The following is a 14648-nucleotide window of genomic DNA, read 5'->3' on the forward strand; positions in this document are numbered from 1 at the left end:
AGAGACAGTCCAACCACCTAAAAAAATGTTGAATCCATGTTACTAAAGGCGAATTTCATCCCTCGGTGGCCCCCGCTTTCGCCATCAGCCAGCGCCGCAATCCCTGGATCGCCGCCTCGAATGCCGGGGTCAGTGAGCGCGGATCCCCCTCCCCCGCTTCCAGCTCGGCGCAGCGCTTCGCAAACTCGGTCAATCCCAGCGCCAGGGCGCTGCCCTTGAGCTTGTGGGCCAACTGGCGACGTACCTCACCGGGTTCACTCGTGGTCAGTTCGGCCACCAGTTCGGCGCCTTGCGACTCGAACAGGGCGACCAGTTGGCGAATGCGCGGCAGACCCAGCACCGGCAGATCCGCCTCCAGCACCCCATTGTCCGAAGCGAGGTCTGTCTCCCTTGCTGGCTCGCCGGAGCCTGCCTTGCATTGACGGGCGATGGCGCTGGCCAGGGTTGCCAACCGCATGGGCTTGCCCACGAAGTCGGCGAAACCGGCAGCCAGGCAGTGGCGAATATCTTCGGGATACATCTGGGCCGAGACCGCGATGGCAGGCAGGGGGCGTCCATGGACCTCCTCGCTGATGGCATCGAGATCCTCCCGCAGACTGATGCCGTCCATGTCCGGCAGGTTGATGTCGAGCAGGGCCAGATCGAAGGGGCGCTCACTGATCCAGGCCAGCGCCGTGCGCCCATCCTCCGCCAGGGTGACTCTGTGGCCGAGGCGTGCCAGCATGCCCTGGGCCACCAGGCGATTGATCTCGTTGTCCTCCACCAGCAGGATCTGCCGGGGCTGACTCAGCATGACGGGTTGGGGCTCGGCGGGCAGCAGGGCCGCCGAGCGTTGCAGCGGCAGACTGAAGCTGAACCGGCAACCTTCCCCCGGCTGGCTGCTCAGTTGCAATTCCCCTCCCATGGCGCTCACCAGCCGTCGGCTGATGGCAAGACCCAGCCCCGTGCCCCCCTGATGGCCGAGATCCCGCTTGCGCTGGCGGAACGCCTCGAACACCGCCTGCTGCTCCTCTGCCGGGATACCGGGGCCGGTATCCTCGACCACGAACTCGATGCAGGGCTCGGCACAGGGGCCGGCGCACCCCAGCGGCATCACGGACAGGGTGATGCGCCCCGTGCGGGTGAATTTGACCCCGTTGCCAAGCAGGTTCCCGATCACCTGGCGCAGCTTGCCCATGTCCCCCTCCACCACGGCAGGCAGGGTGTCACCGTAATTCAGTTCGAGGCACAGCCCCTTGGCCTCGGCCTTCGGCCGAAACAGGGTGCAGAGATCCTCCGCCAGTTGCCGCAGCGGGAAGGGCTCCCGGCGTGCCTCCACGTGCCCCGCCTCAATCTTGGAGTAATCGAGGATGTCGTTGAGGATCTCCAGCAAGGATTCACCGCTGTGGCCGATGGCGGCCAGATAGCGCTGCTGCTCCAGGTTTAAGTGGGTATCTTCCAGCAGGCTGAGCCCCCCCAGAATGCCGTTCATGGGAGTGCGGATCTCGTGGCTCATGGTGGCGAGGAAGACCGACTTGGCCCGGTTGGCCTGCTCCGCCTCATCCCTGGCCTGGCGCTGCTTCTCCACCTCCTCGTTGAGGCGCTGGTTGGCATGGCTGAGCTGGCCGGTGCGCTCCTCGACCCGGGACTCCAGCTCCCGCTGATAGCGGCCTAGCTCGATGGCGTTGTCGCGAAACACCTGCAAGGCTCGGCCGAGTTCGGCCAGCTCGTCCTGGCCCTGGTGCATGCCGGTTGCCTGGGGGGTCAGATCCCCGTGCGCCAGCCGGCTCATCCCCTCCACCGCGTGTTGCAGTGGCCAGACGATGCGGCCGTAGACCATGCGCCACATCAGCAGGATCAGCAGGCCCAGGGTGAGCAGGCCGATCAGTACCAGGGCGCTGGCCAGCAGTTGCAACTGCTCGCGCAGCACTTGCTGACTCTGGCTGAGGGCCTCCCGGGTTCCCGCCACCAGGCTGTCGACCTGGCGGTTGAGGCTACTCATCATCACCTCGTTGGCCGAGGCCAGCACTCGCAGCGCCTCCCCTTTGCCAATCCAGTCGCTGCGCAGTTGCACCAGCTTGTCACTCTGTGCCAGCAAGGCCAGCGCCTGCTCCACCGAGGCCCGGCGGCCGGGATCCGTCACCGCGCCCGCTCGCAGTTGCAAGATGGCCAGGGCCTTGCGGCTCTCCTGTTGCAGCTCCTGCAAGGCGGGTTGCTGTTCGCTGCGCCAGATCTCCTCGATGCGCTGCTGCTGCATCAGGGTGCGGTGACGCAGCTCCGTCATCTGCTCCAGCCAGTCGAGATCCTGCTCCAGCAGCCGATCCAGCGCGGCATCCGCCTGCTTGCCCCGCAACCGATAGAGGGAGCCCATGCCCGCCACCATCACGGTTTCGGCGTTCTCCATCTGGCTGCGGGCGAGCTCCGCCGCCTCCCCTGCGGCCTCCACCAACCGGGTACGCAGTGCCCCGCCTTCGGCCATGAGCGTGAGCCGCTCCCCCACCAGCCAGCCCTGCTGGCCGAGATTGCCGATGATGGTCTGGCTGAGGCGATGCAACTGCGCCAGCTCCCCCTCGGTGCCAAGTTGCTCCAGTCCCTGCTGCATCTGTTGGCCCAGCAGGGTCAGCAGGCGTCCCTGATGTTCCCGTTCCGCTTCGCTGCCCGCCATGGCCAGCAGGTGGGAGGCGTTCTGGATCTCGCCGCCAAGGCGCGCCAGAGTGCGGGCGCTCTCCTGGCCCGCCAGGGTCTGCTGCACCCCCTGCTCCAGCTGGCGCAGACGATTGAGGCCGACCCAGCCGAGCAGGGAGGCACTCAGGGTCAACATGGCCATCAGGGAGAAGGCCAGCAGCAGTTTGCCACCCAGGCCGGAAAACATTCTCACGGGGGATCCCTTGGTTATGGTCGATTTTGTCCGGATAATACGGCCTCACACTTTAACAAAACCCTCTGCCATGCGAAGCCTCTCTCTGTGCATTCTGCTCGTCCTGCTGGTCCGCCCCGCCGTCGCCTTCGAGGTGGATCACTGGCCGGATGGCGCCTTCACCGGCCAGCCGACCAGACTGAGCTGGTCGGCACCGGCCCCGCTGGCCAGGCCCTTGACCTTGTGCGCCCTCTACCCCCATCTGCGGGATGCCTACTGGCTGTCGGTCAACCAGGGCATGGTGGAGGAAGCCAAGCGGCTCGGCGCCCGGCTGCGGATCCACGAGGCGGGCGGTTACGGCGCCCTGGCCGAGCAGCGCAAACAGTTGCAACAGTGCGTGGATGAGGGGAGCGATGCCATCTTGCTCGGCGCGGTCAGTTACGACGGCCTTGCCAATGCCATCAAGCAGACCCCGCTGCCGGTGTTCGGGCTGGTCAACGATCTCGCCCCCGGCCTCGCCATCGCCCAGGTCGGCGTGCCCTGGTACCAGATGGGCTGGCGCATCGGCCACTGGCTGGCAGAGCGCCACCCGGCAGATAGCGCTCCCGTCACCGTCGCCCTCTTCCCGGGCCCGGACGCGAGGGGCGGCACCTCCTTCATCGAATCCGGCTTCATCGACGCCATCCGCGGCAGCGCCATCCGGCTGGTGACCACGGCGCGCGGCGACAACAGCCGCGAGATCCAGCGTACCCTGGTGCAGCAGACGCTGGCCCACCATCCCGACCTCGACTACCTGGTCGGGGGCGCCATCGCCGCCGAGGTGGCGGTCAACGAGCTGGCCCAGCACCATGCCGACCATCCCAAAGTGCTCTCCATCTACTTCAGCCATGGGGTGCAGCGCGCCCTGCTGCGGGGCAAGATCCTCGCCGCCAACAGCGATCAGATGCGCGAACAGGGTCGCCTCGCGGTGGCCCAGGCTCTCTGCCTGCTCCGCCAGCCGGATGCCAGTGAAACCCGATGTCCACGCGTCATGGGTCCGCCCATTCTGACCCTGAGCGCCCCCCTGAGCGCGCCGGAGCACTCCCTGTCGGATGGGGATTTTCGCCCCGTCTACCGGGTCGGGCTGACCCCCTGACCCCGGTCCAAAACCCGAAGCGGATCACAATTCCCCCCTGCCGGTTCTTATAAGATATTCATTCGAATCATTTTTTATCCGAAGACCACGACGGCAAACGGGGGAATTGTGATGGATCATCTGCTGACTTTTATCATCCTGACCGTGTTCTTTCTGTTCTACTGGGTCTACTACAGCCACCAGCGCAAGCGTGTCCCCACCACCCAGTGGGAAGAGGTCCCGACCCGGGCCCAGTACCTGAGCGCCCACCCGGAGGCGGTGGACGGAGAGATCCTGTTTTGCCACCATTGCGGCCATCACAAGCAACTGGAAGTCGGGCTGGTGCACCTTGCCGACTTCAGGCGCGAGTGGGCCTGTGCCAGATGCAAGCAGGTGCTGTTTCGCGCCGAAGATGACCAGCTGGCCTGAGAGACTGCCGAGAGACGAGGGAAAGGGATGAGAATGCTGCATGCGAGCTGCCTGTGCGGCGCCGTCAAGCTGCGCCTGCCGGACAGCTTCGATTACATGGGCAACTGCCACTGCGGCGAGTGCCGCAAATTCTCCGGCTCGGATTACGCCTCCGTGGGCGGGCTGGATGGGGACAAGGTGGAAATAGTGAAGGGCGGCGATGCCATCGCCCGCTTCCAGAAATCAGAAGAGACCAGCCTCGCCTTCTGCCGCCACTGCGGCGCCAGCCTGTTCAGCCAGAAGCGCAGCAGCGGCAAGATCAACCTGCGGCTCGGGGTATTGGACGAGGCGCCGAGCCAGCGGCCGGGCTTTCACATCTTCGTCGGCTCCAAGGCCCCCTGGCACCAGATAGGGGACGACTGCCCGCAATTTGAGACCCGACCACCAGTCTGATGGCAGAATAACTCGCTATTTATAAATAATTTTATTATTAAATAATTCACAAATTTAATTTAAAACAGCTCAATTCACTGCCTAGGGGGCTATCTGACCGGCAAACAGATACCCCTCGCCATGGACGGTGACAAACAGCCGGGGATCCCGCGGATCCTCTTCCAGCTTGCCCCGCAGCCGGCGGATCAGCACATCTATGGTGCGATCGCTCGGCCCATCCCCGCGATGGCTGGTGAGCGCCAGGATCCGCTCCCGACTCAGCACCCGACCCGCGTGGGCGACGAACACCACCAGCACCTCGTATTCGGCCTTGGTGAGGCGCACCGGCACCCCGTCCTTGGTGAGCTGACGGCGGGGAATGTCGAAGCGCCAGGGGCCGAAGCAGACCGCATCGTCATCGGGCTCGCGCGCCTGCGCAGCCGGGGCCGCCAGCGAGATGCGCCACAGCAGGTTCTTGACCCGCACCAGCAGTTCCCGAAGCTCGAACGGCTTGGTGACATAGTCATCGGCCCCCATCTCGAGCCCCACGATCCGGTCCACCGCATCGCTGCGCCCGGTCACCAGGATAATGCCCACCGTGCTGCGGGCTCTGAGCTCCCGGGTCAGCAGCAGGCCATCTTCCCCCGGCAGGTTGATGTCCAGCATCACCAGGTCGATATCCTGCTCCGCCAGGGCGGTGCGCATCCCCTGCCCGTCTTCCACCGCGGTCACGGCATAGCCCTCCCGTTCGAAATAGCCAGTCAGCTTCTCGCGGGTCACGACATCATCTTCGACGACCAGAATGTGGTGGCGCATGGCAGGGCTCGCAGCAGGGACAGGGGGGAACATTCTATTCATATTTTTTCATAAATACCCCTATTTCATTAATTTTTACCGGCAACCCTGTTCACAGCCGCTCCCTATCATGGCTCCCATCAAAAAAGCGATGTGAGAGACCTTCCATGAAAAAACTGTGGCACTTCCTGCGCACACCCAGCCGCCGCTGGTCGGTGCTGGCGCTGATCCTGGTCGGGGTCGGCGTGACCCTGGCCGGTACCGTCGGCCTGCACTATGGCTTCGAGAAGACCAGCTCCCTGGAGTTCTGCATCTCCTGTCACTCCATGGAGAGCACCGTCTACCCGGAGTACAAGGAGTCCGTTCACTTCAAGAACGCCTCCGGAGTGCAGGCGGTCTGTACCGATTGTCACCAGCCCAAGGACTTCGTCGGCAAGGTGGCCCGCAAGATGGAGGCCGCCAACGACCTCTATCAGGAGTACATAGGCCACAGCATCGACACCCAGGAGAAGTTTGAGGACAGGCGATTGCACCTGGCCGAGAAGGTCTGGGCCCGCATGAGCAGCCAGAACTCCAAGACCTGCAAGTCCTGCCACAGCTACGACAACATGGATCACGCCAAGCAGTCCCCCGCCGCCGCCCTGGCCATGAAGGATGCCGCCGCCAAGAACATGAACTGCATCGAGTGTCACAAGGGCATCGCCCACGAGCTGCCGAACATGGCCGGCGGTTTCCGCGCCACCTTCGCCAACCTCAAGGCGGCAGCCCAGGAAGCCCCGGCCGCCGAGACCCTCTACACCCTGGCCGAGAAAGATCTCTATGCCAGCGAGCAAGGTACCGCAGCCGTCGGCAAGCTGCTGCCCGCCTCGCGCATCGAGGTGCTGGCCCGCAGCGGCGATCGTCTCCAGGTGTCGGTCGAAGGCTGGCGCGAGCGTGACGGCAAGGGTCGGGTACTGAGCGAATACATGGGCAAGCGGGTCTTCGTCGCCACTTTGCGCGACGAACTCAAGGCGGGCGAGCAAGTGCTCAAACAGGAGATGGACGAAGCCACCCAGATCCCCTGGGAGCAGGTCCGGGTTCAGGCCTGGGTCGATGGCAAGGGGCTCGAGCCCTCGCTGCAGCCCATCTGGGACTACGCCGGCGAGATGTACAAGTCCACCTGCAACTCCTGCCACGCGGCACCGGATCCTGCTCACTTCACCGCCAACGGCTGGATCTCGGGGCTCAAGGCGATGTCCGCCTACTACCGCCTGAGCAAGGAAGAGGAGCGCACCCTGCTCAAATACCTGCAGAACCACGCCGCCGATACCGGCGGTCAGGGTAGCCACTAAGGATTCGAAAGAGGAATAACATCATGATCAACATTTCCCGCCGTGGTTTCCTGGGTGGCCTGCTGGCCAGCGGTGCCAGCGCCCTCATCGGTCCCTCCCTGCTCGGCCGCGCCGTCATGGCCGCCGAGTCCGGCGACAAGCTGGTGCAATCGGGCTCCCACTGGGGCGCCTTCCGCGCCCGGGTGGTGGACGGCCGCTGGGTCGAGACCCTGCCGTTCGAGCACGACAAGCACCCGACCGACATGCTCAAGGGGCTCAGCGAGGTGGTCTACAACCCCTCCCGCATCCGCTATCCCATGGTGCGCCTGGACTGGCTGCGCAAGGGCCATCAGTCCGACACCCGCGAGCGCGGCCAGAACCGCTTCGTACGGGTGACCTGGTCCCAGGCGCTGGACTTCTTCTATCACGAGCTGGAACGGGTGCAGAAAACCCACGGTCCGAGCGCCCTCTACGCCGGTCACTCCGGCTGGCAGTCGGTGGGCAAGCTGCACTCCGCCGGTGCCATGCTGGGCCGCGCCATGAACCTGCACGGCACCTATCTGGCCAAGGCCGGTGACTACTCCACCGGCGCCGCCCAGGTGATCCTGCCCCACGTGGCGGGCGCCATGGAGGTGTACGAGCAGCAGACCTCCTGGCCCCTGCTGCTGGAGCACAGCAAGACCATCGTCATCTGGGGATCCGATCCCATCAAGAACCTGCAGGTGGGCTGGCTGGTGCCGGATCACAGCGTCTACGACTACTGGGCGCAGCTCAAGGAGAAGGTGGCCAGGGGGGAGATCCGGGTCATCAGCGTCGATCCGGTCAAGTCCAAGACCCAGAAATACCTGGGCTGCGAGCAGGTAGCGCTGAATCCCCAGACCGATCTGCCCCTGATGCTGGGGATTGCCCATACCCTCTACAGCGAGAAGCTGCACGACGAGAAGTTCCTCAAGGACTACACCACCGGCTTTGACAAGTTCCTGCCTTATCTGCTCGGCACGAGCGATGGTCAGGTGAAGGATGCCGAGTGGGCGGCCAAACTGTGCGGCGTGCCCGCCGACCGTATCCGCGAGCTGGCCCGCACCATGGCCGGCGGCCGTACCCAGCTCATCGGCGGCTGGTGCGTGCAGCGCATGCACCACGGCGAGCAATACGCCTGGATGCTGGTGGTACTGGCCTCCATGCTGGGCCAGATCGGCCTGCCGGGGGGCGGCTATGGCTTTGGCTGGCACTACAACGGCGCCGGTACTCTCACCAGCACGGGCCCCATCATGTCCGGTTTCAGCTCCGTCATCCCCGGGGTCAAGCCCATTCACAACGGTGACTGGAAGGGCTACTCCAAGTTCATCCCGGTGGCGCGCTTCGTGGATTGCATCCTGAACCCGGGCAAGAAGATCGCCTTCAACGGCCAGACCATCACCTATCCAGAGATGAAGATGGCGGTGTTCTGCGGCAACAACCCCTTCCACCACCAGCAGGATCGCAACAAGATGGTGGCGGCCTGGCGCAAGCTGGAAACCGTGGTGAGCGTGGATCACCAGTGGACCGCGAGCTGCCGCTTCGCCGACATCGTGCTGCCGGCCACCACCACCTACGAGCGGGATGACATCGAGCAGTGGGGCTCCCACTCCAACGCCGGCATCCTGGCCATGCGCAAGGTGGTGGAACCGCTGTTCGAGGCCCGTGACGACTACGACATCTTCGCCGATCTCTGCCGCCGCTTCGGTCGCGAGGCCGAGTTCACCGGTGGCAAGAGCAAGCTGGAATGGATCCAGAGCATCTATGACGATGCCCGCCTGCAGGGCCGGGGGATCGGCATCCGTCTGCCTCGCTTCAGCCAGTTCTGGCAAGGTGAAGGCTTCGTCACCTTCCCCGCCGGCCAGCCCTGGGTACGCCACGAATCGTTCCGTCAGGAGCCGGATCTGGAACCGCTGGGTACCCCATCCGGTCTCATCGAGATCTTCTCCCAGACCATCGCCAACTACGACTATGCGGATTGCCCCGGCCATCCGGTCTGGATTGAACCCTTCGAGCGCTCCCACGGCGGCCCGGGCAGCCAGCAGTATCCGCTGCACCTGCAATCCTGCCACCCGGACAAGCGTCTGCACAGCCAGCTCTGCTCCTCGGACGCCTACCGCGCCACCTACACGGTGCAGGGCCGCGAGCCCGTCTACATGAGTCCGCAGGACGCCAAGGCGCGGGGCCTCAAGGACGGGGATCTGGTGCGGGTGTTCAACGGCCGCGGTCAGGTACTGGCGGGGCTGGTGGTCTCCGATGACTACGCCCCCGGCGTGGTGCGCATCCAGGAGGGGGCCTGGTACGGTCCGCTGGAAGGGGGCAAGGTGGGCACCCTCTGTACCTATGGGGACCCCAACGTGCTGACCGCCGACATCGGCTCCTCCAGCCTGGCCCAGGCCACCACGGCCCACACCACCCTGGTAGAGATCGAGAAATTCCAGGGCCAGGCCCCTGCGGTCACCGCCTTTGGCGCACCGGAATCCGCGGCCGGCATCGACCCCATGTTCCCGGCACTGTGAGCGGGGCGGCCAAAACCGCCCCTTGAGTTTCCTTTATTTTTAAAGTCGTTAGAATCGGGGGCCATCAAGGCTCCCGATTGTCATCCACGGAGGAAAAATGCAGGAATTTATGGCTACCAGCGAACGCCGGGCCGAACTTTACTGGTGGTTTTCCACCCTGTTTGCCGCCGAACTCAGCGACGCCCAGATTGCCGAGTACGACAGCTATGACGTGCGCAGCTTCCTGAAGAGTCTCTCCACGCTGGATCCCATGCGTGACGCGGTGGGCGAACTCAATAACGCCATCGCTCGCCTGCTGGTGCGCCCGGATCGCCAGCTGGAACTGGCCGCCGACTTCGCCGGTCTGTTCCTGGTGGATCCCAAGCAGGGCGCCCTGCCCTACGAATCCCTCTATCGCGGGGAGGCCAAACTGCTGATGCAGGCCCCCATGGCCGAGATGCAGGCGCGCCTCGCACGCCTTGGCATCGATGTCAGCGACAAATACAAGGAGCCCGCCGATCACCTGGCCATCGAGCTGGATCTGATGGGCAATCTCATCATTCGCGCCGCCGAGGCAAGTACCGCCAGCGAGCGGGAACAGTGGCTCAAGGAGCAGGAAGAGCTGTTGCATCATCACCTGCTCGGCTGGTTCACCGATTTCGAGCAGGCTTGCCGCAAGGCCGACAAGTTCGGCTTCTACGGCGCCAGCGCCCGCCTGCTGGGGGTCTTCCTCCACATGGACGCCAACTACCTGAATCTGGTCAAACCGGCACAAGCCGCCGACTGATCCCATGAAGACGGCCCTGCTGCTGATCACTTGCTGGCTGCTCACCTTCATTCCGACCGAGCAGGGCCTGCTCCCGCTGGCGGCCCTGTTGTTCAATCCGGACAGGGCTCTGTACGGGGGCGCCCAGCTCACCGGCTTCGCCGGCATACTGCTCACCCTCTACCTCGCGAACCTGGGGGTAGAGGTGGTGCTGCGCCGCCGCTTCCAGATAGCCGGCATGCTGGCCCTGCTGGTAGCCTGGATAGACTTCATCCACAGCAGCAACAGCCAGGCACACTGGCTGCCGCTGATGGCCTTCGCCCTCCCCTTCCTCGCCTTGGCCATGCTGGTACTGGTGCGCGGCCTGCAAGCCTTCGGCCGCCAGAAGGGCTGAGCCGCCCCTCCATTCCCGACACCTTTCCCTCCGACGACTTCCTGCCATACTGACAAACACGCCAAATTGATAAACAAATCAATTCAGGATCTACCCATGACAAAAGCGCTACCCGGATCGGTCAAGGCCCCCCTGTTGTCCAGCCCCCTGCCTCCCCAGCAACTGCTACGCCTGTTCGACATGACGCCCTTCGGCATAGGAGTATTCGATCGGGAGTTCCGGTGTCGCAGCGTCAATGGCCCCTTCGCCGAGATCTGTGGCGTTCCCCTCGCCCTTGGTCAAAGCCTGCTTGAACTGGATGAAACCGAGCTTCCCCTGCTGACCCCGCTGCTCGGTACACTGATCCATCGCGGGATCCCCCAGACAAAATGGGACCTTGGCCATTTCATCACCGGCCATCCTGCGCAACCCAGACACTGGCAGGCAATCTGCAGCCCCATTCTGGACGCCAGCGGCGCGCCGGATGGTCTCTTGCTTATCGTGCGAGACATCGCTGAAGAACGCCTATCCCATCATCAGGCCGATCGACTGCAACTGGCGGAGGCACGACTCCACCACCTCGCCTACCACGACCCCCTCACGGATCTCGGCAATCGCGCCTTGCTGCAGGAGCGACTCCTGCAGGAAATCGCGCACTCCTGCCACCATGATGATGGCTTTGCCCTGCTGTTCATCGATCTCGACGGCTTCAAATTGATCAACGACACCCTGGGCCACGAGAGCGGCGATCTCCTGCTCAAGCTGCTGGCCGGGCGCATTCGCCACCATCTTCGTCCCCGGGATCTCGCCGCCCGGCTCGGCGCCGACGAATTCTTGGTGCTGATCCCGGGCCTTCTTCAACCACAATCGCTGGCCGAGCGGATCGCGCAACTGCTGCAGGCATTGCACGAGCCCGCCGAGCTTGGTCAGGAGCGGGTCACCCTCTCCGCCAGCATAGGTGTCGCCCTCTATCCGGAGCACGGTCAGACCCCGGACAGCCTCATCAGTGCGGCCAACAGCGCCATGCTGGCGGCCAAGCGACTCGGTCGCAATGGCCATCTGATCTATGCCCCCGACATGGCCGAGCCGACACGGGAACGCATGCTGCTGGAGCAGGGATTGATCGAGGCGGTGGCGCAGCAGCAGTTTCGCGTCCTCTACCAACCCATGACCGATCTCACCAGCAACCGGCTGAGCGGGCTGGAGGCCCTGCTGCGCTGGCAGCACCCGCGCGAGGGGGTGATCTCCCCCGCCCGCTTCATCCCGGTGGCCGAGCGATGCGGCCTCATCGAGCAGATAGGGGAGTGGGTCATGCGTACCGCCTGCCAGCAGGGACAGCGCTGGCTGGCGCAGGGGCTGGACGTGCCCAGGCTCTCTGTCAACGTGTCGGTCAGGGAGATGTGCGCCCCCGATTACGTGGAGCGGGTGGCGGCCATCTTGTCGGAAACGGGGTTCCCGGCAGAGCGGCTGGAAATCGAGGTCACCGAGAGCATCATCCAGAGCGTGGATCAGAGCCTGCGCCTGTTCACCCGCCTCAAGGCGCTGGGAGTCCAGATCGCCATCGATGACTTTGGTACCGGCTTCTCCTCCCTCGGCCTGCTCAAGACCCTGCCCATCGATCGCATCAAGATAGACAGATCCTTCGTGCAGGCCCTGCCCGACGACAAGCACAGCCGGGAGCTGTGCCGCACCATAGTCCATCTGGCGGAGAGTCTCGGCATGGCAGTCACCGCCGAGGGGATAGAGACCCAGCCCCAGCGCCGGTTTTTGCAGTCCCTGCGCTGCGAGGAGGGGCAGGGCTATCTGTTCAGCCACCCCCTCTCCAAATCCCATCTGGCCAGCAAACTCGTCCCCCGGCACGGCGCCTGGTGCTGAGCCCGCCTGTCCCATAGAGAAAGGGAGCCATCGGCTCCCTTTCTCGTTCCAGATACCTTCCTTTCCTGCCGGCAGAGGCCGCGGCTCATCGCTATCCAAAAGTCTAATTGCCCTCGGGCACCAAAGGTATAAGTTGTTACTCAAACATTACAAGAATGTATTCAAAGGAGTGACAGATGAGCGAGAGCAAGGTCTACCCGGTCAAGGCCCACATCGGTAAGAACGCCCTGCTGGACAAGGCAGGCTATGAGGCCATGTATCAGGCATCGGTGCAGGATCCCGAGGCCTTCTGGGGTGAGCAGGGTAAAATCATCGACTGGATGAAACCCTACACCCGGGTCAAGAATACCTCCTACGATCCGGGCCATGTCTCCATCAAGTGGTATGAAGATGGCCTGCTCAACGTCTCTGCCAACTGCCTGGATCGCCATCTGGCCGAGCGCGGCGACAAGGTCGCCATCATCTGGGAAGGGGACAACCCGGCCGAGGATCGCAAGCTGACCTACCGCGAGCTGCACACCGAGGTGTGCAAGTTCGCCAACGTGCTCAAGGCCCAGGGGGTCAGACGCGGTGACATGGTCTGTCTCTACATGCCCATGGTGCCGGAAGCCGCCATCGCCATGCTGGCCTGTACCCGCATCGGCGCCGTTCACAGCATCGTCTTCGGTGGCTTCTCGCCGGAAGCCCTGGCCGGTCGCATCATCGACTCCGGTTCCTCCATCGTCATCACCGCCGATGAGGGCTTGCGTGGCGGTCGCCCCATCCCCCTCAAGAAGAACGTGGATGAGGCCCTCACCAACCCCGAGACCCGGGTCAACAAGGTCATCGTCCTCAAGCGCACCGGCGGCCAGGTTGCCTGGCACAGCCATCGCGATCTCTGGTGGCACGACGCCGTCGCGAGCGTCAGTACGGATTGCCCTCCCGAAGCCATGGGCGCCGAGGATCCGCTGTTCGTGCTCTACACCTCAGGCTCCACCGGCAAGCCCAAGGGGGTGCTGCACACCACGGGCGGTTACCTGGTCTATGCCAGCCTCACCTTCAAGTACGTGTTCGACTATCACGAGGAGGACATCTACTGGTGTACCGCCGACGTGGGTTGGGTCACCGGCCACTCCTATCTGGTTTACGGGCCGCTCGCCAACGGCGCCACCACCCTCATGTTCGAAGGGGTGCCGAACTACCCGGCCACCAACCGCATGAGCCAGGTGGTGGACAAACATAACGTCAGCATCCTCTACACGGCGCCGACCGCCATCCGCGCCCTGATGGCCAAGGGTAAAGAAGCAGTGGAAGGCACCTCCCGTTCCAGCCTGCGCATCATGGGATCCGTGGGCGAGCCCATCAACCCGGAAGCCTGGGAGTGGTACTACCGCACCATAGGGGACGAGCGTTGCCCCATCGTCGATACCTGGTGGCAGACCGAGACCGGCGGCATCCTCATCAGCCCCCTGCCCGGCGTCACCGACTTGAAACCCGGCTCCGCCACTCGCCCCTTCTTCGGGGTGCAGCCGGCCCTGGTGGACAACCTGGGCGAACCGCTGGACGGCGCCACCGAGGGCAACCTGGTGATCACCGACTCCTGGCCCGGCCAGATGCGCACCGTGTTCGGCGATCACGAGCGCTTCGAGCAGACCTACTTCTCCACCTTCCCCGGTCGCTACTTCACCGGCGACGGTGCCCGTCGCGACAACGATGGCTACTACTGGATCACCGGTCGGGTGGATGATGTACTGAACGTCTCCGGTCACCGCATGGGCACCGCCGAGATCGAATCGGCCTTGGTGGCCCATCCGAAGATCGCCGAAGCGGCGGTGGTGGGTGTGCCCCACGAGATCAAGGGCCAGGGCATCTATGCCTATGTCACCCTGATCGCCGGGGAAGAACCGAGCCGCGAGCTGCATAAAGAGGTGAAGGAGTGGGTGCGCAAGGAGATCGGCGCCATCGCCACGCCGGACGTGATCCACTGGGCCGAGGGGCTGCCCAAGACCCGCTCCGGCAAGATCATGCGCCGCATCTTGCGCAAGATAGCCACCGGCGAGACCGACAGCCTGGGGGATATCTCCACCCTGGCGGATCCGGGGGTCGTGGACAAGCTTATCCGCGAGAAGTCAGAGGCGGCTTGAGTCCGCTCCTGACGTCCCACAAAGCCGGCCTCGCGCCGGCTTTGTCGTCTCTGTCACCCGGCTTTCGCAACAGGGTCTAGATAGGACAAAAAACAAACAG

At 64.1% G+C, this 14648-nt stretch carries 11 protein-coding genes; 9 read left to right on the top strand and 2 right to left on the bottom strand.

Translation table 11 applies throughout. The features are described from left to right. Positions 1-55: 55 nt before the first annotated feature. Positions 56-2857, bottom strand: a complete 2802-nt coding sequence (gene torS / locus ACW5W7_RS08045; RefSeq protein ID WP_456501369.1) for a TMAO reductase system sensor histidine kinase/response regulator TorS — start codon at positions 2855-2857, stop codon at positions 56-58. A 70-nt stretch (positions 2858-2927) separates the two neighbouring features. Between torS and torT the strand changes: the two genes are divergently transcribed. The 3 genes from torT (at position 2928) to ACW5W7_RS08060 (ending at position 4811) form a co-directional block, all read left to right on the top strand. Beyond that, the gene (torT, locus tag ACW5W7_RS08050; RefSeq protein WP_456501370.1) at positions 2928-3971 is read left to right on the top strand and encodes a TMAO reductase system periplasmic protein TorT; all 1044 of its coding nucleotides are present in this window, start codon (positions 2928-2930) and stop codon (positions 3969-3971) included. A 111-nt stretch (positions 3972-4082) separates the two neighbouring features. Then, complete coding sequence (locus tag ACW5W7_RS08055) at positions 4083-4379, top strand: hypothetical protein (protein ID WP_349919211.1); 297 nt, start codon at positions 4083-4085, stop codon at positions 4377-4379. A gap of 27 nt (positions 4380-4406) precedes the next feature. Beyond that, positions 4407-4811, top strand: coding sequence for a GFA family protein (locus ACW5W7_RS08060; protein WP_456501371.1), 405 nt, complete (start codon positions 4407-4409; stop codon positions 4809-4811). A gap of 81 nt (positions 4812-4892) precedes the next feature. Here the strand turns inward: ACW5W7_RS08060 and torR are convergent, their stop codons facing one another. Further along, positions 4893-5606 (bottom strand): two-component system response regulator TorR, encoded by a 714-nt coding sequence (gene torR / locus ACW5W7_RS08065; protein WP_456501372.1) that lies wholly within the window; start codon positions 5604-5606, stop codon positions 4893-4895. Positions 5607-5752: 146 nt separating this feature from the next. Between torR and torC the strand changes: the two genes are divergently transcribed. From torC to acs, 6 genes are all read left to right on the top strand, one after another. Beyond that, a complete protein-coding gene (gene torC, locus ACW5W7_RS08070) occupies positions 5753-6916 on the top strand; it encodes a pentaheme c-type cytochrome TorC (RefSeq protein WP_456501373.1) in 1164 nt (387 codons plus the stop codon). A gap of 23 nt (positions 6917-6939) precedes the next feature. Then, positions 6940-9432, top strand: coding sequence for a trimethylamine-N-oxide reductase TorA (torA, locus tag ACW5W7_RS08075; RefSeq protein ID WP_456501374.1), 2493 nt, complete (start codon positions 6940-6942; stop codon positions 9430-9432). Between the two features lie 97 nt (positions 9433-9529). Beyond that, the gene (gene torD, locus ACW5W7_RS08080; RefSeq protein ID WP_456501375.1) at positions 9530-10198 is read left to right on the top strand and encodes a molecular chaperone TorD; all 669 of its coding nucleotides are present in this window, start codon (positions 9530-9532) and stop codon (positions 10196-10198) included. A 4-nt stretch (positions 10199-10202) separates the two neighbouring features. Beyond that, positions 10203-10571 (top strand): hypothetical protein, encoded by a 369-nt coding sequence (locus tag ACW5W7_RS08085; protein ID WP_456501376.1) that lies wholly within the window; start codon positions 10203-10205, stop codon positions 10569-10571. Between the two features lie 96 nt (positions 10572-10667). Then, positions 10668-12425, top strand: coding sequence for a putative bifunctional diguanylate cyclase/phosphodiesterase (locus ACW5W7_RS08090; protein ID WP_456501377.1), 1758 nt, complete (start codon positions 10668-10670; stop codon positions 12423-12425). Between the two features lie 176 nt (positions 12426-12601). Continuing rightward, the gene (acs, locus tag ACW5W7_RS08095; RefSeq protein ID WP_349919222.1) at positions 12602-14548 is read left to right on the top strand and encodes an acetate--CoA ligase; all 1947 of its coding nucleotides are present in this window, start codon (positions 12602-12604) and stop codon (positions 14546-14548) included. The last annotated feature ends 100 nt before the right edge of the window (positions 14549-14648 follow it).

The organism is Aeromonas intestinalis, assembly GCF_054052485.1.